At 67.5% G+C, this 20,072-nt stretch carries 19 protein-coding genes; 18 read left to right on the forward strand and 1 reads right to left on the reverse strand.

All coding sequences use genetic code 11. The features are described 5' to 3' along the window. Nucleotides 1–37: 37 nt before the first annotated feature. The 3 genes from ABD260_RS01310 to ABD260_RS01320 are packed head-to-tail and all read left to right on the forward strand — an operon-like array spanning nucleotide 38 to nucleotide 3,065. Nucleotides 38–1,315 (forward strand): ABC transporter substrate-binding protein, encoded by a 1,278-nt coding sequence (locus ABD260_RS01310; RefSeq protein ID WP_344231419.1) that lies wholly within the window; start codon nucleotides 38–40, stop codon nucleotides 1,313–1,315. Further along, nucleotides 1,312–2,247 carry a carbohydrate ABC transporter permease gene (locus ABD260_RS01315; RefSeq protein WP_344231420.1) on the forward strand — a complete coding sequence of 312 codons (936 nt, stop codon included), beginning with the start codon at nucleotides 1,312–1,314 and terminating at the stop codon, nucleotides 2,245–2,247. The genes ABD260_RS01310 and ABD260_RS01315 overlap by 4 nt, the downstream gene beginning before the upstream one ends. Next, nucleotides 2,244–3,065, forward strand: coding sequence for a carbohydrate ABC transporter permease (locus tag ABD260_RS01320; protein ID WP_344231421.1), 822 nt, complete (start codon nucleotides 2,244–2,246; stop codon nucleotides 3,063–3,065). Before ABD260_RS01315 ends, ABD260_RS01320 begins: the two co-directional genes overlap by 4 nt. An 8-nt stretch (nucleotides 3,066–3,073) precedes the next feature. Here ABD260_RS01320 and ABD260_RS01325 read toward each other — a convergent pair whose 3' ends face one another. Further along, nucleotides 3,074–4,486 carry a family 43 glycosylhydrolase gene (locus ABD260_RS01325; RefSeq protein ID WP_344231422.1) on the reverse strand — a complete coding sequence of 471 codons (1,413 nt, stop codon included), beginning with the start codon at nucleotides 4,484–4,486 and terminating at the stop codon, nucleotides 3,074–3,076. A gap of 434 nt (nucleotides 4,487–4,920) precedes the next feature. On the opposite strand from ABD260_RS01325, the gene ABD260_RS01330 reads away from it, so the two are divergent. The 15 genes from ABD260_RS01330 (at nucleotide 4,921) to ABD260_RS01400 (ending at nucleotide 19,494) form a co-directional block, all read left to right on the forward strand. Further along, a complete protein-coding gene (locus tag ABD260_RS01330) occupies nucleotides 4,921–5,154 on the forward strand; it encodes a hypothetical protein (RefSeq protein WP_344231423.1) in 234 nt (77 codons plus the stop codon). 167 nt (nucleotides 5,155–5,321) lie between these two features. After that, entirely contained in the window at nucleotides 5,322–6,680 is a 1,359-nt protein-coding gene (locus ABD260_RS01335; protein WP_344231424.1) for an FGGY-family carbohydrate kinase, read from the forward strand. Then, entirely contained in the window at nucleotides 6,677–7,300 is a 624-nt protein-coding gene (locus ABD260_RS01340) for a histidine phosphatase family protein (RefSeq protein WP_344231425.1), read from the forward strand. The genes ABD260_RS01335 and ABD260_RS01340 overlap by 4 nt, the downstream gene beginning before the upstream one ends. Continuing rightward, nucleotides 7,290–8,090, forward strand: a complete 801-nt coding sequence (locus tag ABD260_RS01345; RefSeq protein WP_344231426.1) for a DeoR/GlpR family DNA-binding transcription regulator — start codon at nucleotides 7,290–7,292, stop codon at nucleotides 8,088–8,090. Before ABD260_RS01340 ends, ABD260_RS01345 begins: the two co-directional genes overlap by 11 nt. Before the next feature lie 28 nt (nucleotides 8,091–8,118). Continuing rightward, entirely contained in the window at nucleotides 8,119–9,579 is a 1,461-nt protein-coding gene (locus ABD260_RS01350; protein ID WP_344231427.1) for an FGGY family carbohydrate kinase, read from the forward strand. Beyond that, nucleotides 9,576–10,595 (forward strand): 2-hydroxyacid dehydrogenase, encoded by a 1,020-nt coding sequence (locus tag ABD260_RS01355; RefSeq protein WP_344231428.1) that lies wholly within the window; start codon nucleotides 9,576–9,578, stop codon nucleotides 10,593–10,595. The genes ABD260_RS01350 and ABD260_RS01355 overlap by 4 nt, the downstream gene beginning before the upstream one ends. A 21-nt stretch (nucleotides 10,596–10,616) precedes the next feature. Beyond that, nucleotides 10,617–11,312 carry an MgtC/SapB family protein gene (locus ABD260_RS01360; protein ID WP_344231429.1) on the forward strand — a complete coding sequence of 232 codons (696 nt, stop codon included), beginning with the start codon at nucleotides 10,617–10,619 and terminating at the stop codon, nucleotides 11,310–11,312. Between the two features lie 175 nt (nucleotides 11,313–11,487). Beyond that, on the forward strand, nucleotides 11,488–12,291 hold the full coding sequence (locus ABD260_RS01365) for an inositol monophosphatase family protein (protein WP_344231430.1): 804 nt from the start codon (nucleotides 11,488–11,490) through the stop codon (nucleotides 12,289–12,291). Beyond that, on the forward strand, nucleotides 12,288–13,238 hold the full coding sequence (locus ABD260_RS01370; RefSeq protein WP_344231431.1) for a carbohydrate ABC transporter permease: 951 nt from the start codon (nucleotides 12,288–12,290) through the stop codon (nucleotides 13,236–13,238). The genes ABD260_RS01365 and ABD260_RS01370 overlap by 4 nt, the downstream gene beginning before the upstream one ends. After that, nucleotides 13,235–14,047: a carbohydrate ABC transporter permease gene (locus tag ABD260_RS01375; RefSeq protein ID WP_344231432.1), complete on the forward strand. Its 813-nt coding sequence runs from the start codon at nucleotides 13,235–13,237 to the stop codon at nucleotides 14,045–14,047. Before ABD260_RS01370 ends, ABD260_RS01375 begins: the two co-directional genes overlap by 4 nt. Then, nucleotides 14,044–15,366, forward strand: a complete 1,323-nt coding sequence (locus tag ABD260_RS01380; protein ID WP_344231433.1) for an ABC transporter substrate-binding protein — start codon at nucleotides 14,044–14,046, stop codon at nucleotides 15,364–15,366. The genes ABD260_RS01375 and ABD260_RS01380 overlap by 4 nt, the downstream gene beginning before the upstream one ends. Beyond that, entirely contained in the window at nucleotides 15,363–16,037 is a 675-nt protein-coding gene (locus ABD260_RS01385; protein WP_344231434.1) for a glycerophosphodiester phosphodiesterase, read from the forward strand. The genes ABD260_RS01380 and ABD260_RS01385 overlap by 4 nt, the downstream gene beginning before the upstream one ends. Before the next feature lie 152 nt (nucleotides 16,038–16,189). Next, complete coding sequence (locus tag ABD260_RS01390; RefSeq protein WP_344231435.1) at nucleotides 16,190–17,386, forward strand: Gfo/Idh/MocA family protein; 1,197 nt, start codon at nucleotides 16,190–16,192, stop codon at nucleotides 17,384–17,386. A gap of 112 nt (nucleotides 17,387–17,498) precedes the next feature. Beyond that, nucleotides 17,499–17,837, forward strand: coding sequence for a VOC family protein (locus ABD260_RS01395; RefSeq protein ID WP_344231436.1), 339 nt, complete (start codon nucleotides 17,499–17,501; stop codon nucleotides 17,835–17,837). A gap of 67 nt (nucleotides 17,838–17,904) precedes the next feature. Further along, nucleotides 17,905–19,494 (forward strand): phosphodiester glycosidase family protein, encoded by a 1,590-nt coding sequence (locus tag ABD260_RS01400; protein WP_344231437.1) that lies wholly within the window; start codon nucleotides 17,905–17,907, stop codon nucleotides 19,492–19,494. Nucleotides 19,495–20,072: the final 578 nt, after the last annotated feature.

The following is a 20,072-nucleotide window of genomic DNA, read 5'->3' on the forward strand; positions in this document are numbered from 1 at the left end:
TTCTTCGCCGGTATCTCGGCGGCTCAGGAGGAACCTCATGGCACTCGATCGCTCCGTCAGCCGGCGGCGGCTGCTGCAGTTCGCCGGTGGCGCCGTGGCGGCCGGCACGCTGGCCGCCTGCGGGGGAGGCGGCGGCTCGTCGTCGTCCGGCGGCACGCTCAAGGTGGTCGGCGTCGGCGATCAGGAGGCCGGCCTGCGGAAGTTGCTGGACGCGTACAAGACGGCGCACTCCGGTTTCGACTTCAACCTCTCGTTCGCCCCGGCGGACCAGGTCCAGACCGCGCTTCGTACCCAGCTCGGTGGCGGCAACGCGCCGGACGTGCACGTGGTCTATCCCGGCAACGGCAGCGCGATGTCGATGGCGCAGCTGGCCAAGGCGGGGCTGCTCGCCGACCTCAGTGGCCAGTCCTGGACGCAGAAGATCCCGGCCGGTTTCAAGGGCGCGTTCCAGAGCGACAACAAGACGTACATCTACTCGCCCGGCTCCAGCATGCTCGGCGCGATCTACAACAAGAAGGCGTTCGCGACCGCCGGGGTGCAGCCGCCGACGACCTGGTCGGAGCTGCTCGACGTCTGCGACAAGCTGAAGAAGAAGGGCATTGTGCCGATCGCGCTCGGCGCCCAGACCCCGTGGGTCACTCAGCTGATCGACTACGCGCTCGTACCCGGCACCGTGTACGCGAAGACCCCGGACTTCGACGACAAGATGGCCGCGGGTACGGCGTCCTTCGCGGACTCCGGCTGGGCGGACGCGATGACCAAGTACCTGGACCTGCAGAAGCGCGGGTTCTTCAACGACAACCCGAACGGCACGACGTACGAGCAGGCCACCTCGATGGTCGCCACCGGCAAGGCCGCGATGGCCGTCCAGGTCTCGGCCGTGCTGTCCGCGTTCCGGGCCGCCGCGACGTCGCCGGACGACCTGTCGATGTTCCCGTTCCCGTCCACCGATGTCGTCGCCGACAACTGGATTCCGGCCGGCGTCGTGGTCGGCATAGCGGTCAGCGCGAAGAGCAAGAAGCTCGACCAGGCGAAGAGCTTCCTCGACTACTGCGGCCAGCAGGAGAACCTGAACACCTGGGCCGAAGCCGTCTCCTGCGTACCCCTCTACGGCGACGCGAAGGTCGACCCCGCCCTCACCTCGTTCCTCCCGGCTCTGAAGGCCAACAAGGCCGTCCCCTTCATGGACCAACGCTGGCCGAACGCCGAAGTACAACCCACCCACTTCGCAGTAGTCCAAGAACTCCTCGGCGGCAAAACCTCCGTCCAGGACGCCCTGAAGAAGATGGACGCGGCATACAAGAAGGGCGCATGACGGCAACGGTGGCGACGGCTCGGCAAGACACGGCACAGCGGGCTCGCCGCTGGCGGCACAGTGGGATTGTGCCGCCGTGGTGGTTCGCGGTGCCGGCGGTTTTGGTGTACGCGGTGGTGGTGCTTTATCCGAGCATCGCCGGTGCCGGGTCGGCGTTTACGGACTGGTCTGGGATTGGGGCGTCGCGGTCCTTTGTCGGCGTGGACAACTTCAAGCAGCTGGTGCGTGACAGTCAGGCGCTCGGTGCGTTGCGGAACACCTTGCTGCTGACAGTGGCGATTGTCGTCGTACAGAACGCATTGGGGTTGCTGCTCGCGCTTGGTGTGCACACTGGGATCAAGAGCAAGATGCTGCTTCGGCTGGTGTTCTTCGCGCCGGTAGTGGTCAGTCCGGTGATGGTGTCGTTCCTGTGGAAGTACGTCTACAACCCGGCGCCGGACGCAGGTCTGAACGCGGCGCTCGGTGCGGTCGGGTTGGGCGGACTGCGCCAGGACTGGCTGGGTAACCCGTCACTCGCGCTGTGGTCAGTGGCGTTCACCGTGATCTGGCAGTGCGCCGGCTACTCGATGGTGATCTTCCTGGCCGGGCTGGAGGGCGTACCGGCGGAGCTGCACGAGTCGGCGATGGTGGACGGCGCCGGGACGATCGCACGGTTCCGGCACATCACCTGGCCGTTGCTGGCCCCGGCCGTGACCATCAACGTGATGCTGTCGACGGTCGGCGGGCTGACGTTGTTCACGCAGATCATCGCCATGACGAACGGCGGACCCGGGTACGCCACCGACACGTTGTCCACCGTTCTGTACAAGCAGGCGTTCGTGTACGGGAAGTTCGGCTACAGCACCGCGGTCGCCCTGGTACTGGCGATCTTCGTGGCGGCCGTGACGTTCGTGCAGATCGGATACCTGAGGTCAAGGGAGACGAGCGCATGAAGTACCGCCCGCGGACGTTCGCACTCGAGCTGGTGATGATCGCGGTAGCGGTCGGCTTCCTGTTCCCGGTGTATGTACTGGTGACGCTGGCGTTCAAGGACCCGGCCCAGATCGCGAACAAGCCGCTGTCCGTACCGTCACCGCCCAGCTTCGGGAACTTCGGTGAAGCCTGGCGATCCGCCGGCCTCGGATCGGCGCTGCTGAACAGCACGGTAATCACTGTGGTCAGCGTGTTGTTGCTGATCGCACTCGGCTCACTCGCTGCGTACTTCCTGGCCCGTACGGCGACCCGACTGAGCTACAGCCTCTACATCCTCTTTCTGGTCGGGATCATCCTGCCGTTCCAGCTGGGGATGATCCCGCTCTACCAGTTCGTCGACAACGCGGGGCTCTTGGGTACGTACCAGGGAATGATCTTGTTCTATACCGGGATCCAGCTGCCGTTCACTGTCTTCCTGTACACCGGGTTCATCCGCTCCTTGCCGGCTGACTACACCAACGCTGCACTGATCGACGGTGCTACTCACCTACAGGCGTTCGCCCATGTGATCTTCCCGCTGCTCCGGCCGATCACCGGCACAGTGCTGATCCTGAACGCCGTACAGATCTGGAACGACTTCTTCACGCCACTGCTCTACTTGGGCGGTTCCGGCCACGAGACCGTTCCGGTCCGGGTGTTCGGCTTCGTCAACCAGTACACGTCGAACTACGGCCTGGTCGCAGCCGGTCTGGTACTGGCAGCGCTACCGATCCTCGCGCTGTTCCTGGTACTGCAGCGCTACGTGATCAAGGGCTTCGCCTCTGGTTTGAAGGGGTGAAGGCGTGATCAGTACACCTCGATCCGGTCCAGGCTGATCACTGTGCTGCCGGAGGAGGGGTTCTTGTCGCCGGTCACCCGGACGCGCAGCGTGTGCTGTCCGGGTGACAGCGTCGGAGTGGTGTACATGAGCTGTTCACCGACGCGAATCGAGCTGTAGTAGTCGATCCGCTGCTCCGGCCCGCCGTCCACCGAAATCGCAGCAATGCCGTTGCCGGTGTCAGCCACACTGAGCAAGGCGGCTTTGGTGCCGTTGAAGGTGATGGTCGCGGTGGCGTTGGTTTCACCGCTCCAGTGGTCGTTGCCCCAGAAGCACTGGTTGCCACAGCCGGACCCGGAGCTCCAGTTACCTGTGTACGTCACTGTGCTGTCGGTGTCGTTGATCCAGTAGTTCGACGAGCCGGGGTCACCGGAAGGCAGGTCCTGCGTCGCACCGGCTGCGAGCGGCCGGCCGAGGTTGGGCGTACCGTCCGCGTTCCAGCTGATCTTCTGGACCCGCGTGGTGCGGAAGGAGTACGTGTACGTGCTGGTGTTCTTGCCGTGGTAGGCGATCCAGTCCTGCGTACCGTCCGGTGACTTGAAGAACGAGTGGTGACCAGGACCCCAGACACCGGTCTCGTCGTTGCGCGAGAAGATCGGTCCGGCGTGCTGTACCCAGTTGGACGCGACCATCGGGTCAGCGCCGTTCGCAATGCTCTTCATCCACAACTGGTAGTCCGGTTTGCCGGTGTCACAGGTGGAGTACGTGAGGAACGTACGCGTCGCGCCGTACAAGGGAGTCGGACCTTCGCGTACCTCCGAACAGCCACCGTCCGCGGGGATCGCGACCCGTGCGCCGATGGATGTCCACGGGTTGCTCATCCGCACGATGTACAACTGGGCAGGTCCGCCCTGGCCACGGCCCGGACCGGTCCAGACGAAGTACTGCTGTCCGTTGACCGTGATCGGCTCACCGTCGATCGCGTACTCACCGAAGTCGGCGATCTTCGCCTTGAAGCTGTACGGGCCGAGTGGATCGTCACCGGCGGACTCGAGCACGTACATCCTGTGGTTGGCGTCCACGCCGTCGGAAGCCGTGTAGTAGATGTACCAGCGGCCGCCGACGTGCCGGAACGCCGGCGCCCACATCTGCGTGTTCCGCGAGCTGTCCGAGTCCCGCCAGACCACCTGCTCCGGTTGCACCAGCAGGTTCGCCAGCGTCGGTGAGGACCAGATCCCGATCCGGTCGCCGCGGGTGGTCGCGACGTAGTACTTCCCGTTGTAGAACAGCATCGACGGATCGGCCGACGGGTTCACCGGATTGCGGAAGGTCTGCGAACTCACCCGTGTCTCCTGTCTCTGGGCGGCTGGTGCGGGGCCGGCGAGCGCGGCGGTCAGAAGCAGGGCGAGCAGGGTGCAGAGGACGGGGCGGACGAACCTCATGGCAGACACCTTCCGGGCTGGGGCGGCGGACGATCTCCCTGGGGCTACCTTTGTACGACGAAGTTCCATCGTTGTAAACCGTTGAACTCCGGCCTGAATCGCGACCCACTTCAGGACCGTGCGTGCGCTGCCTGACACGCTGCGTGGCGGCGGATTTTCTTGTGGATAATTGGCCTCAGCTGTGGATATCTACGCACTCGTTGTGGACAACCCGGGATTTCCTGTGGATAAGACGATGAATGCTTGTGTAGATGCACGTGCAGTCCGGCAGGTGAGAGAACGGTTGCCGACCGGGGTCGCCGGTGCTGAGATAGGTGGCCGTGCGCCGGCTGAAACTTTACGAAGATTTGTTCGTGACCTTCGGCGCGCCAGGTCGTTGATCCGTCAGGCAGTCGCGGTCAGCGGATCGCTGGGGAATCCGGAGGGACTCGCTCGTGCACAAGTTCAACCCGCCACCCGAGTGGCCTGAGCCACCCAGCGCGAGCTGGCGCCCGCCGCTCGGCTGGGAACCCGACCCGGCCTGGCCGGACGCGCCGGCCGGCTGGCGTTTCTGGACCAACCGCAACGGCCGCCGCAGCAGCGGGCCGATCGGAGCGTACGGCGCCGTCGACGCGGGCCGCCTCGAACTGGCCACCGTCGACCCGGCCCTGGTGCTGATGCACTCCTGACCGTCTCGAACCCCTCGGCTCCCGCGCGCTGACCCAGCGCCGGGAGCTGTCCCATGTTCTGGGCTGTTCTGATCGGCTTGGCCGTCTTCGGCCACCCGCTAGCGCGCTCTTACCGTCTTCTGGTGTTATGTTACCAACGCACATAACACTCACCCCGGAGGCGCCTCGTGGCCTGGATCGGTCTCGACCTCGGCACGCAAAGTGTGCGGGCCGTACTGGCCGATGCCAAGGGCACGGTTCTGTCCCGTGCAACGCGCCCGCTCACCGGGCAGCGGGCCGGCGTACGCCACGAACAGGACCCGCAGGACTGGCTCGACGCCGTCGACGCCGTCCTGGCCGAGGTCACCGAAGCCCCGCCGGATGGCATCGCGATCTGCTCCACCTCCGGCACCTTCCTGCTCACCGACCACGCCGGCCGCCCGGTCACGCCCGCGTTGATGTACGACGACGCCCGCGCTGCCGCCCGTCGCGACCAGATCGTGGACGCCGACCCCGAGCGCTGGTCCACCAGCATGCAACCGACCTGGGCGCTCCCGAAGATCCTCGAACTCGTCGCGGACGGTTACGACCTCGCGGACCACCGCGTCGTACACAGCGCCGACTTCGTCGCGGCCCACCTCGTCGGCCACCCGGTCGCTACGGACACCAGCCACGCGCTCAAGACCGGCTACGACCTGATCGCCGACGCCTGGCCGGCGGCGTCTTTCGACAAGCTCGGTCTGCCCATGACCGCGTTCCCCGAGGTCGTCCGCCCAGGCACCGAGCTAGGCCGGACCCCGGAGGGCGTCCCGGTCCACGCCGGCATGACCGACGGCTGCGCCGCCCAGATCGCGGCCGGTGCCCTCGCTCCAGGCGCCTGGAACTCGGTCCTCGGCACCACCCTCGTCCTCAAGGGCGTCAGCAACGAGCTACTCACCGACCCGACCGGTGCCGTCTACAGTCACCGGCATCCCGATGGCGGCTGGCTGCCAGGCGGCGCATCCAGTACCGGCGCCGGCGTACTCACCGAGCTCCTGCCCGGCGCGGATCTCAATGCCCTCGACCACGCCGCCCGAGCGCACGGACCGGTCGACGCGGTGAGCTACCCGCTGACCAAAACCGGCGAGCGTTTCCCCTTCGTCGCGCCGCAGGCCGAGCGCTTCACCCTCGGCTCCACGCCCGACGACCTCCATGTGTACGCGGCCGTGCTGCAGGGCGTCGCCTTCATCGAGCGACTCGCCTTCGAGCACCTGGAAACGCTCGGCGCCGATCCGGTCCGCTCGGTCTCACTCACCGGTGGCGCCACCCGCGGCGCGTACTGGAACCAGCTGCGCGCTGACGTTCTAGGCGTACCGGTCGAGCTTCCGGCGGTCCCGGACCCGGCGTACGGCATGGCTGTGCTCGCGGCGTCCGGCGGCCATGACCTGACCGGCACCGCCCGCCGGATGGTGCGCATCGATCGGGTCCTCGAGCCGCGCGGGGAACGGCTCGACGACCTGTACGGCGACTTCGTCGCGGAGCTCGACCGCCGGGGGTACCGCGCATGAGAACCACGATCGTGCTGGCCCGCCACGGCCGGACCGAATGGCATCACGGCAACCGGTACACCGGTTCCACCGACCTGCCGATCGACGACGTCGGCGTACGCCAAGCGCAGCAACTGAAGGACTGGGCGACCGGCTACGGGCCGGACGCGCTCTGGGCGTCGCCGATGCTCCGCGCCCGCCAAACCATCGCCCCGACGGCGGAACTGCTCGGTCTGACGCCGACGCTGGACACGCGGCTGCGCGAGGTCGACTTCGGAGCGGCCGAGGGCAAGATGCTCAGCGAGCTGCCGCCCGCGGTGGCGAAGGCGTTCCAGCTCGATCCGGTCCGCGACCACCTGCCCGGCGGCGAGGACCCGGTCGCGGCGGCTGACCGCGTCCGCGAGGTGTTCGACGAAATCGGGCAGCGGCACCAGGGTCAAAAGGTCCTCGTCGTCGCGCACAACACGCTCATCCGGCTGCTCGTGTGCAGGGTGCTCGGACTGCCGCTGAACGACTACCGCAGACTGCTACCTGCGCTCGGTCCCGCGGCGCTGGTGCGTTTCCGGTGGCAGGACGGCACAGTGGGTCTCGAGGCGTACAACGTTCCTCCGCTACGTTTGGAGACCCTGAATGACATCTGATCTCGACGGCGACAGCACCGAACTGAGCCGCCCCGCGCGCCGGCAGGCCGAGATCGCGGCGTACGTCGTGAAGCACGGCTCGGTCTCGGCCAACGACCTGGTCGAGGCGTTCGGCGTGAGCGTGATGACGGTGCACCGCGACCTGGACGAGCTGGAACGGCAGGGCGTCGTCCGCAAGTACCGCGGTGGCGTCAGCGCGCAGCCGACCAGCGTGTTCGAGAGCAACGTCGCGTACCGGCTGAACACCGCGCACGCGGAGAAGTCCGCGATCGCCCGGCACGCCCGGACGATGATCGAGCCGGGGATGTCGGTGATGCTCGACGACTCGACCAGCGCGCTGGCCCTGGTCGACCTGATCGAGGACATCACTCCGTTGACGGTGGCAACGAACTTCCTGCCCGCGATCAGCCGGCTCGCGGAGCTCCGCGACATCACCCTGCTGGCGCTCGGCGGGATCTACTCGGCGACGCACGACTCGTTCGGCGGGATGCCGTGCGCGGAGGCCGTCGAGGCGCTGCACACCGACCTGCTGTTCTGCTCGGTGTCGGCGGTGTCGTCGACGCACGCGTTCCATCAGGAGGAGGAGATCGTCCTGGTGAAGCGCGCGATGCTGCGCTCGGCGCGGACCAAGGTGCTGCTGGTCGACCACGGCAAGCTGCAGCGTACGGCCCTGCACCGGCTCGCACCGCTGACCGACTTCGACGTCGTCATTGTCGACGAGAAGACCCCGAAGGACCTACTCAAACCACTGCGCGACAACGGCGTGACTGTGGAGGTCGCGCCACTCTAGGCCGCGCTCACTCCAGAAGGGGGAGGGTATGGACGTCGGAGTTGACGTCGGCACCACCGTCACCAAAGCCGTCGCGTTCGACGACGCCGGCCGGCCGGTCGCCGTCGCCTCCCGGCCGACCCGGCTGATCCACCGCGGCCCAGGGCGGTTCGAGCACGAGACCGCCGAAGTCGTTGCCTCGGTCAACGAGGTGGTGGGTGAGATCGCGGCGACGGCCGGATCGCGGCCGGGCGTGCTCGCGATCACGGCCCAGGGCGACGGTCTGTGGCTGGTCGACTCCGACGGTGCGCCGGTACGCCCGGCGATCTCCTGGCTGGATGCGCGGAGCAGTTCGATCCTCGAGCGATGGACCGCGGACGGGGTCGCGGAACAGGTGTTCCGGCGGTCGGGCAATCGGATGTTCCCAGGTGCATCGGGTCCGCTGCTGGCGGCCGTGCTCGCGGAAGAACCTGAGGTGATCGCGCGAGCGGGTACGGCCGCGTACTGCAAGGACGTGGTGATGCAGCAGCTCACCGGCGTACGCGCGACGGATGTGTCGGATGGGTCGGCGCCCTTCCTCGACCCGAGGCGGAACGCGTACGACGACGAGGTGCTGGACGCGACTGGCCTGACCGAGCTGCGGCACCTGCTCGCGCCGGTCGAGACCGCCGGCCCGGTGGGAGAACTGCGCGACGACTCGACCGGAATGGCCCGCGGCACCCGAGTGTCCGCCGGTCCGTACGACCTGCCGGCCGCGGCTGCGGGCGCCGGCGTGACCGAGCCCGGCGATGCACTGCTGACGGTCGGGACCACCTTGGCCTGCCAGGTCGTCACCCGTGAGCTCCCGATCGACGGCGAGCCCGCCGGCCTGTTCCTCGGTACCTGGACGCCCGGTGTGTGGCTGCGCGCGATGCCGGCCATGGTCGGTACGGCGGCGCTTGATCGCGTACTCAAACTTGTTGGCGCGACCACCGATCAACTGCCGTCCTTGCTCGCGGACAGTCCACCCGGAGCGCAGGGCGTGACCGTACTGCCGTATCTGTCCGAGGCCGGTGAACGCGCGCCCTTCGTCGACACCCGCGCCCGCGGCACGATCGACGGCGTCTCGCTGTCCACCACCTCCGCTGATCTGATCCGCGCGACCTGCGAAGGCATCGCGTACGCCGCTCGGCACTGCCTGGAGGCGGCCGGCTGGTCCGGTCGCGTGACGGTGTGCGGTGGTGGCGCGCGGAGCAGCGAGTGGACGCAGATCCTCGCGGACGTACTGAACGCTCCGCTGCACACCGCCGAGGCCGAGCAGGTCGCGGCGCGCGGCGCGGTGATCTGCGCCCGCCGCGCCGTCGACCCGGACAGTGCCGGACCGGAGTGGATCGCGGACACCCGCCAGATCGACCCCGACCCGAGCCGGACCGCGTTCTACGCCGAGGGATACGCCCACTACCTGCGCCGGATCGAGGCGGCCCGCCCGCGCTGGTCCGACCCAGCACCTACCTTCCCAGGAGTTCGATGAGAACCGTCAAGACCCTGCTCGCCGGAGACCACTTCGTCCGCAATGACCTGCTCGCCGCGGCGCTCGCGACGATCCCGGACGTGGCGTTCGACTTCCATGAGGTGACGCTGCCGTGGCCGCTGACGCCGTACGGGCGAGTGGCCGAGGTGGACGAGGCAAGCGACGTCGAGGACCAGCTGATCGACGCGCTGGCCGGAGTCGAGCTCGCGGTCACCCAAATGGGGCCGTTCACCGAGCGCGTACTGGAGGCCGCGCCCGACCTGCGCTACTTGGTCGTCTGCCGCGGCGGGCCGGTCAACGTGAACGTTGCCGCCGCCAACAAGCGTGGGGTCGCCGTCGCATCCACGCCCGGACGTAACGCGGTTGCCGCGGCCGAGCATGCTGTCGCGTTGATGATGGGTGCCCTTCGCAACCTTCCGCGGCTGCAGCGCACGCTGGAGCAAGGGGAGTGGCGTTCGGATCTGTACGCGTACGACGAATGCGGCATCGAGCTCGATGGGTCGACAGTCGGCCTGATCGGGTACGGGGCGATCGGTCAGCGCGTTGCCCGCGTACTCCTCGCCTTCGGGGCGCACGTGCTGGTGTCCGATCCGTTCGTACAGCAGGCGCCGGACGGGATCGAGCTGGTCTCGCTGGACGAACTGCTGCGGCGGTCCGAGGTGGTCAGCTTGCACGCCCGGCTGACCGACCAGACCCGCGGCATGATCGGCGCCGAGCAGATCGCCGCGATGCCGCGCGGCACCGTGCTCGTCAACACCGCGCGTGGCGGCCTGCTCGACTACGACGCGACCGTCGACGCACTGGAGTCCGGGCAGTTGGGCGCCGCCGCCTTCGATGTCTTCCCGGCCGAGCCGATACCGGCGGGGTCGCGGTTGCTGACCGCGCCGAACATCGTGATGACCCCGCACCTGGCCGGCGCCACCCGGCAGACCGCGCACCGGGCCGGCTCGATCGCGGCCGAGGCGGTCGCGGCGTTCCTGAGCGGAAAGGACCCGGTGGGACTGGTCTCGGCGTAGCCGGGGCACTGGAGTCTGGTTATGAAACTTGCTACTTCGAGTACGTGGACCGAGCTGCTTCTGCTGCTGATCGCCTTCGTGCTGTCGACGGTGATCGGGATCGAGCGGCAGGTCCGGCAGAAGAGCGCCGGGATGCGTACGCACACTCTGGTCGGCACCGGCGCCGCGATGTTCACGCTGGTCTCCGGGTTCGGCTTCAACGCCGTCCTCGGGACCGAGGTCAACCTCGACCCGTCCCGGATCGCGGCCCAGATCGTTTCCGGCGTTGGGTTCCTGGGTGCCGGCGTGATCTTCATGCGCCGGGACGTGGTTCGCGGTCTGACGACCGCCGCGACGATCTGGATGACCGCTGCCATCGGCATGGCCTGCGGCGCCGGCATGCCGATCCTCGCCGTTGCGGCGACCTTGCTGCATTTGGTCGCGGTCGGTCCGCTGGCGCACCTCGGCCGGCTGATCCCGTCCCCGGACCGCCGTCGTACCGTCACAGTCCGGTACGACGACGGCGCCGGCGTACTCCGTTCGATCCTGTCCACCGCCACCGCGATGGGCTACGAGGCGTCGGTCCTCGGCACCGAGGTCCACCGCGACGGCAACCGCCCGCAAGTCCGCGCCTCGATGCGCTTCTCCGGCCGGCCACCCCTGCAAAACCTGGTGGTCGCCTTGAACGACCTGGACGGCGTCACCGGCGTCCGCCTCCGCACCGAAGACCCCGACTAGGACGGTTGCCCCCTGAAGTGGTGGGTTGCCCCCCGAGAATTCGAGGGGCCAACCCACCAGCTGAGGGGGCAACCTCCCGGGCCGATTGCAACGATTGGGATATTCATGTGATTTTGGTGAGAAAATCACACTGATCTTCTATACGTAACCATCGTTCGGTGATAATTTCACCGGCATGCCCGCAGACTTGAACCTCGCTCACTTGCGTGAACTGGCCGTGAGGCTCGCGCATGCGGCGGGTGAAGAGCTCCTGGCCCGCCAGCAGAGTCTGTCCATCGACGGCGACGGTGTCGAAACCAAGAGTTCGGCCAGCGACCCGGTCAGCGCGGCGGATCGCGCCTCGGAGAAGCTGATCACCGACGGCATCACCACCGCCCGCCCCGGCGACGGCCTGCTCGGCGAGGAAGGCGCGTCCCGCCCGTCGACCACCGGTCTGACCTGGGTGATCGACCCGCTCGACGGCACCGTCAACTACCTGTACGGCCGCCTGGACTGGTGCGTCTCGATCGCGGTCGAGGACGACCACGGTGCCCTGATCGGAGTCGTCCACCAACCCCGTACTCGCACCACCTGGCACGCCACCCGCGACGCCGGCGCCTACCGCGAAGACCGACAGCTGCGGACCGGCGTACGCGACGTGACGCTGGAGCGGGCGCTGGTGTGTACGGGCTTCTCGTACCTTCCCGACCGGCGCGCCGAACAGGCCGAACGTCTGCTCGGGGTACTCCCGGCTGTCCGTGACATCCGCCGTGGTGGATCGGCGGCACTCGACTTGTGCTCGGTCGCGGACGGTACGGCGGACGCGTACTACGAGCTCCTCATCCAGCCATGGGACATCGCCGCCGGGGCGCTGATCGCCCGCGAAGCCGGCGCCACCGTCGTACGCGATCCTGCTTTCCCGCAAGGCATTCTGGCCGCCGCCCCCACAGTGGCCGAACCACTTCGAGAGCTGCTCACAACCACCAGGAGGCAGGAGTGACGGTAGTTGACCTGCCGGCCCGGGCTCATCCGGACGAACAAACAGTTGCGGCCGGCAATGACCAGCGGAAGCGCCGCCGGCGCCGTGAGTACGGTCTGTTCGCGCTGCTGGTCGCGCCGAACCTGCTGGTGATCGCGATCTTCGCGTACTGGCCGATCATCTACAACGCGTTCCTGAGCCTGACCGACTGGAACATGATCGCCGCGCGGCCGAAGTTCGTTGGGCTGGCCAACTACGGGCGGACGCTGACCGACCCGGCCTTCCACAAGACGCTCTGGATCACGGTCGTGTTCACCGGCCTGATCGTGGCCGGCAGCCTGGTGATCGGGCTGGCGCTGGCGTTCCTGTTCAACCTGCCGCTGAAGGGCCGCGGCGCGGTCCGGACGATCGCATTCGCGCCGCACATCCTGTCCGGCGCGGCGGTCGCGACCATCTGGGCGTTCATCTTCGACCCCGGGTACGGCCTGCTGCGCGCGCTGATCGAACCGTTCGGCGCCGAGCCGCCGGACTGGATGAACAACTCCGACTGGGCGCTGCCCGGACTCGTCATCGTGTACCTGTGGAAGAACGTCGGTTTCGCCGCGCTGATCTACCTGGCCGGCCTGCAGGGGCTGCCGAAGGAGCTCGACGAGGCGGCCGCGATCGACGGCGCGTCGACCTGGACCCGGTTCCGCGCGATCAAGCTGCCGTTGCTGGCCCCGATCACGTTCTTCCTGCTGATCACCACGGTGATCGGTACGTTCCAGGCGTTCGACGTGATCGCGGTGATGACCGGCGGTGGACCCGGTGACGCCACCACCACGCTCAGCTGGTCGATCTACAACGAAGGTTTCCAGGCGTTCAACGCGGGCCGCGCGGCGACGCTGTCGATCATCATGTTCGTCATCCTGCTGGTCGTCACCACGGTGCAGGCCCGGGTGATGGAGAGGCGGGTGCACTACCGATGAAGGCACGCCCGATTCAGTACGTCCTGCTGGTCGCCGTGGCGGCCGTCTTCCTCGGACCGCTGTACTGGTTGCTGTCGACGGCTTTCAAGGACCCGGCCCAGATCTACCAATGGCCGCCCGCCTGGTGGCCGCACTTCACCTGGGAGAACTTCAGCCTGGCGTGGAAGGCCGCGCCGTTCGACCGGTTCTTCCTGAACTCGACGATCATCACGGTCGCGGGTACGGCGCTGAAGGTCGTCAATGCGGTCCTGACCGCGTACGCGTTCGCCTATCTGCGCTTCCCGTTCAAGAAGATCCTGTTCTTCCTGGTGCTCGGCGCGATGATGGTGCCCGGTCACGTGACCCTGCTCCCGAACTACCTGACCGTCGCGTCACTCGGCTGGATCAACACGTACGCCGGCCTGATCATCCCGGGCATCGGCTCCGCGTTCGCGACCTTCCTGATGCGGCAGCACTTCCTGACGCTGCCGACCGAGGTGACGGACGCGGCCGCGGTCGACGGCGCGGGTCATCTGCGGACACTGTGGCGGGTCGTGCTGCCGATGTCGCAGCCGATGCTGATCACCGTCGTCGTGATCACCGCGGTGGAGGAGTGGAACAACTTCGTCTGGCCGCTGATCGTCACCAACACCGCCTCGATGCGTACGTTGCCGGTCGGGCTGCTGATCTTGAAAGACGAGGAGGGTCTCGCTGCCTGGGGAACGATCATGGCCGGCACGCTGCTCGTCCTGGCGCCGATGCTGCTGATCTTCCTGATCGCCCAGCGCTACATCGTCGGCGGCATCACCCAAGGAGCGTTGAAGGGATGAGCATGCGACGCAGGATGTTCTTGGGCCTCGCCGCCGGTACGACACTGGCCGGTTGCGGGTACCGGTCGGTGGATGCGATCTACTCACAGCCGGCCGGCAAGGTGCCGAAGCAGTACGCGAACCGTACCCGGGTGGTGTTCTGGTCGCCCTATGGTGGCGTGAACGGCAAGGCGGTCGACAAACTCGTTGCCAAGTTCAACGATGCGCAGAGCGATGTGTACGTCGAGGTGCAGTTCCAGGGCAGTTACGACGATGTGGCGCAGAAGGTCGCGGCCGCGCTGGTCGCGAAACAGGCGCCGGACCTCGCCGTACTGTCGGATGTGACCTGGGAACGGTTCTTCCTGAACGATGCGCTCGAGCCGTTGAACAATCACTTCACCGATGGGTTCGGGCCTGGGGTCTTCCAGGAGAAGCTGTTCGGCGAATATGTTGTCAAGGGCAAGAGTTGGGCGGTGCCGTTCGCGCGTAGTACGCCGATCCTGTACTACAACCGCGATGCCTTCGCGAAGGCCGGTCTGCCCGACCGGGCGCCACGTACGTGGAGCGAACTGCGTTCCTGGGTGCCTGAGCTGGCGAAAGTACAGTCCGGCGGGCGGTCGATGCGGACGATCGCGTTCGCGAAGATCGACGGGGACTGGCAGTTCCAGGGCAACGTGTGGCAGTTCGGCGGCGCGTACTCGAAGGGGCTCGACGTCACGATCGACCAGGACGGCGCGGTCGCGGCGGGCGAGTGGCAGCGGCAGATGGTGCATGAGCTCGGCGCGGCGTACATGGCGAGCAGCCCGAGTACGGACTTCGCCAACGGGCTGGTCGGCGTGATCCAGGAGTCCACCGGCGGCATGAAGACCATCAGCAGCAAGGCGAAATTCAAGGTCGGCGCCGGGTTCATCCCGTCCGAGGTCGCGTCCGGAATCGCCACCGGTGGCGGCGGGATCGGGATGCTGCGGAACATCTCGGACGAACGGAAACAGGCCGCGGCGATCTTCCTGCAGTTCCTCGCGTTGCCGGAGAACTCGGCCTGGTGGACCACCCAGACCGGGTACCTTCCGGTGGTGAACAAGGCCCGCGAGGACGCCGAGCTGAAGAAGCTGATTGCCGAACAGCCCAACTACGGCGTCGCGATCGCCCAGCTGGAGAACGCGCGGCAGCAGGACGCGATCCGCTTGTACGGGCGGAACGCGAATGTGCAGATCTACACCGGGCTGCAGCAGATCTACGCCGACAACGCCGTACCGAAGAAGGTGTTCGCGTCGGTCGCGCGACGGCTCGACGCGATTGGCGACGAAGTCAAACGGCTCTACGAGGAGAAGGTGCTGTGATCATCACCGGCCACCGGGGCGCGCTCGGGACCGAACCGGAAAACACGCTGCGATCGTTCCGCCGCGCGGTCGCGGACGGCTGCGACGAAATCGAACTCGACCTCCGGGTGAGCGCCGACGGCGAACTCGTGATCATGCACGACGCCACCGTCGACCGCACCACCACGGGCTCGGCCGAGGTTGCGGCGCTGACACTGGACGAGCTGAAGGGTTTGGATGCGGGGGAGGGGGAGCAGATCCCGACCTGGGCCGAGGTGGTCGCGGCGATCGACGTCCGCTTCCAGGCGGAGATCAAGGCCGAAGCCGCCGTACCCCTCCTGGCCCAATCCTTGAAGGCAGATCCGGAACTGGCCGCGCGCACCCTGGTGACGTCATTCCACCCGGAGATCCTGCTCGCGATCCGGGAGGCGTACCCGGACGTCACCACCGGCCACATCTTCGGCCGCACCCCGGAAATCCCCGAGGTGATCGCCCGCACCCGCGCCGCCGGAGCCAGCTGGTCCCTCTGCGGCATCGCGGGCCTCACCGAGGAGGGCGTCGCCGAACTGCACGCCGCCGGCCTGAAGGTCACCGCCTGGCCCGTCCCCGACGCCACCACCCTCGCCACGGCCCGCACCCTCGACGTCGACGGCATCACCACCGACAACCCCCACCTGCTCAGCGTGTCTTGAGTCACACAAACCAACGTTCACCCCCAGCCCACGCCCTCCGCGTCGACGGCATCCACCGACAACCCACACCTGCCCCGGCGTGTCTTGAGTCACACAAACCAACGTTCAAATTTGTTCTTCCGTGGAACATAAATGTGTGATTGCCTTCTCGTATGGGAATCAGCATCGGTGTGGTCGGAGCGGGCCAGTTCGCCCCCTCGTTCCTGCGGTTGTGGTCGGCGCACCCGGACGTGTCCGAGGTGCGGCTGACCGACGTCATCCCCGAGCGGGCGGCGGAGATGGCCGCCAAGCAGGGCATCGCGGTGACGCATGCGTCGTTCGAGGAGATGCTCGAGTCTGACCTGGACGCGGTCGCGATCTTCACGCAGCGCTGGCTGCACGGCGAAATGGCGATCAAGGCGCTCGAGGCCGGCAAGCACGTGTACTCGACGGTGCCGATGGCGATCGAGGCCGATCAGATCGCCAGGATCATCGAGCTGGTGAAGGACACCGGGCTCACGTACATGATGGGCGAAACCAGCTTCTACTACCCGTCCTCGGTGTACTGCCGGCAGAAGCTCGCCGACGGTGCGTTCGGCCGGGTGTTCTACAGCGAGGGCGATTACGTCCACGACATGGACCTCGGGTTCTACGCCGCGTACCAGTACTCCGGTGGTGACGACTGGAAGAAGACCGCGTCCTTCCCGCCGCTGCTCTACCCGACGCATGCCGTCGGCAACGTTCTCTCGGTGACCGGTCAGCACGCCACGCACGTGTCCGCGATCGGGGTCAAGGACGACCGCGGCGACGGGGTCTTCGACAAGGAGATCAGCCAGTTCGACAACGATTTCTCGAACGCGACCGCCCTGTTCAAGCTGGCCGACGGCAGCGTCATGCGTACCAACGAGATGCGCCGCGTCGGGTATCCGTCGCACATCCGTGAGTCGCGGCTGCGCGTGTTCGGTACCGAGGGCAGCTTCGAGCAGCTCGCCGACACGACGGTCTGGCAGAACAAGGAAGGCGTCGAGAACGTCGAGCACCTGATGGAGACCAAGCCGAGCGGCTCGCACGACGACGCCGACCTGGCGAACGTCGACCCGGCCCTGCGCGACGCGTTCCGCTCGGGTCTCTCGCCGGTGCACGACCGCTCCCGCCTGCCGAAGGAGTTCGACGGCCTGCACAACGGCCACGAGGGCTCGCACCACTTCCTCGCCGACGACTTCGTCCGCGCCGTCGCCGACAAGACCCTCGCCCCGATCAACGCCTGGGTCTCGGCCCGCTACACCCTCCCCGGCATCTACGCCCACCAGTCCGCCCTCCAAGGCGGCACCCAGCTGGAAATCCCGGACCACGGCGACGCCCCAGCCTGACGCCAACGACAGGAGGTAGTCCCTGCGCTGCTGATTCGCCAAGCGTGAGCGCCCGGTGAATCACCCGGCACAGGCGACTACCTCCTGTCGTTAGGCCTCGATATCGTGCGGTATGGACCTGTTCGCCGGAATCTCCGTCCGCGACTACGCCACCGCCGTCGCGTGGTACGAAAAGCTCCTCGGCGCGCCGCCGGCCTTCCTCCCCAACGACATCGAAGCGGTCTGGGAGGTCGGCGAGCACCAGTACCTCTACATCGAAGTGGTCCCAGAGCACGCCGGCCACGCGCAACACACGTTGTTCGTGGAGGACTTCGACGCCGTACTGACGGCCATCGCCGAGCGGGGCCTCGAGCCCGCCGAACGCGAAACGTACGAAAACGGCGTCCGCCACGCCACCTTCTACGACCCGGACGGCAACGAAGTCTCGTACGGCGGCGCCGCGGTGGAATGACTGTTGTTCAGCTGACCGACGCTCGGCTCGGGTTGCGGGCGTTAGCGGCGGACCGTAGGAACGTCCTATGACCCTGCGACGCCTGGGCCTGCCCGCCCTCTGTCTGTCCCTGACCCTCGGTGGCACCACCGCGATCGCCGCCCCGCCGGCGCCCCACCTGCCCCTCGGTCCCGCCAACCTGACCGAAACCCGTGACACCCGCACGCTGCAGCCGGGAGTCACGCTCACTACGATCGTCCGCGGCCAAACCGACCCCAGCGCCGGCTGGACCGTCGAGGTCGCGATCCCGTCCAGTTCCCCGGACCCGGACGCACCCGCCGCCGCCCTCTCCGACCAGCCCGGCGCGAACAAGGCCGCGGCCAAACTCCGCGCCGCCGGCCTCGACCCGCGCATCGAAGACGTCCCGACACCCCAGCTCGCCGACGCCGGCGGCGGCAGCCTCGGGTACCGCGTGCGGTTGGGCCTGTTCGGTACGAAGGCCGAAGCCGACGCGCTGCGTACGAAGGTCATCGCCGCCGGTCTGAACGGATCGAGCCTCTACACCGGCTGGGACGGGGAGCCCGACGACCTCGCCGGCTCGACCGGACCTTGGCACGTACAGGTGCTGACGATCGACCCGAAGAAGTTCCGCGGCACGCTCGACGCGACGTACGGACCCGACCTCGAGGCCCGCGAGACCACCAGCACGCTCGCCACCCTCACCGGCGCGACCGCCGCGGTGAACGCCGGTTTCTTCGTCCTCGACCCGAAGTCCGGCGCCCCCGGCGACCCGGCCGGCGTCGGCGTGTACGACGGCCGCCTGGTCAGCGAACCGACCAACGGCCGCCCCGCTCTCGTACTCGGTCCGCGCGGCACTTCCGTCGACCGTTTCACCTGGCACGGCGAACTCCGGGCCGGCGGCAAGGTGCTTCCGCTCGACGGGCTGAACCGCGTACCCGGCTTGATCCGCAACTGCGGCGGTACAGCCGACGACCTGCCGACCGCGAAGCCGCTGCACGACGTCACCTGCACCGACCCCGACGAGCTGATCGCGTACGACGAGTCGTACGGCGTCTCCACCCCCACCGGCCCTGGCGCCGAGGTGATCATCGACAAGCGCGGCATCGTCACCGCGATCCGCCCAACCACCCGCGGCGGCGCGATCCCCGAAGGCGGCCGCACCGTACAAGCGATCGGCAACCTGGTCGCCCCGCTCCTCGCCGCCGCTCACATCGGCAAGCCGCTGTCGATCCGGTCTGCGTTACTGGACGAGTGCGGCCGGCCGTTCCCGCTGACCCCGCGCACCACAATCGTCAACGGCGGCCCCGAACTGATCCACAACGGCCAAATCCACGTCACCGCGGCCGCCGACGGCATGGTCCAATCCACCCCGAGCTTCTACTACGGCTGGGTCCACAAACGAAACCCCCGCACCATCGCCGGCGTAGACAACCACGGCCGCACCGTCCTCATCACCGCCGACGGCCGCAACGTCAACAGCCTGGGCCTCTCCATCGCCGAAGCCGCCGCAGTAGCCAAGTCCTTCCACCTAACCGAAGCCATCAACCTGGACGGCGGCGGCTCCACCACCATGTTTGCCGAAGGCAATGTCCTGAACACTCCCTCAGACGCCACCGGAGAACGCCCAGTAGGAGACGCCCTAATGATCCGCAAGTAAGTGGTCCCCCCGCGTGCTGCCCACCCACCCCCGGCTTGGCGCCGTACGTCCCTTTCCGGGCTGCCGCCGGGCTTCCGGGCTGGCGCCGGACGTTTCGGCTGGCGCCGGGGGTGGGCGGGCTGCCGCTCGCGGGTTGCTCGCTGTCGCTCACGAGTGACTACCGGGCCGGCGCTCTACCCGTCGGGACTGTGATGAGAAGAGCTGAGACGCACCGGGGGGAGCCGTAATGAACCGAGCTGGGTCCCATCTCACCCCGGCCGGTGCTGTTTTTGCTGGGCGTTCCACTGCACCGAAATGGTGCATACGAACTGGTAGTGCACCGGCGAGACACCGTACGCGCGCCGCCGTTCACGCTCAGGTGCACTACCCCGGTGGTTACCACTACCTGTTCTTACGGCCCAAGCACCGTTCGGGAAACGGCCACCCTCTGCTGCCAGCGGAACACAGCAATTACCCGAACATCTCTCTGACGTCGAGCTAGCCCCGAATGGTCGGGCGGTAGCCCCGAAGGGTTTGGCGCCGGCCCGGAGGCCCTGCGCAAGCTGGAAGGCCCTGCGCCAGGGGAAAGGCCCGGCGTC

Source organism: Kribbella hippodromi, assembly GCF_039531045.1.
GTDB classification, from domain to species: Bacteria; Actinomycetota; Actinomycetes; order Propionibacteriales; family Kribbellaceae; genus Kribbella; species Kribbella hippodromi.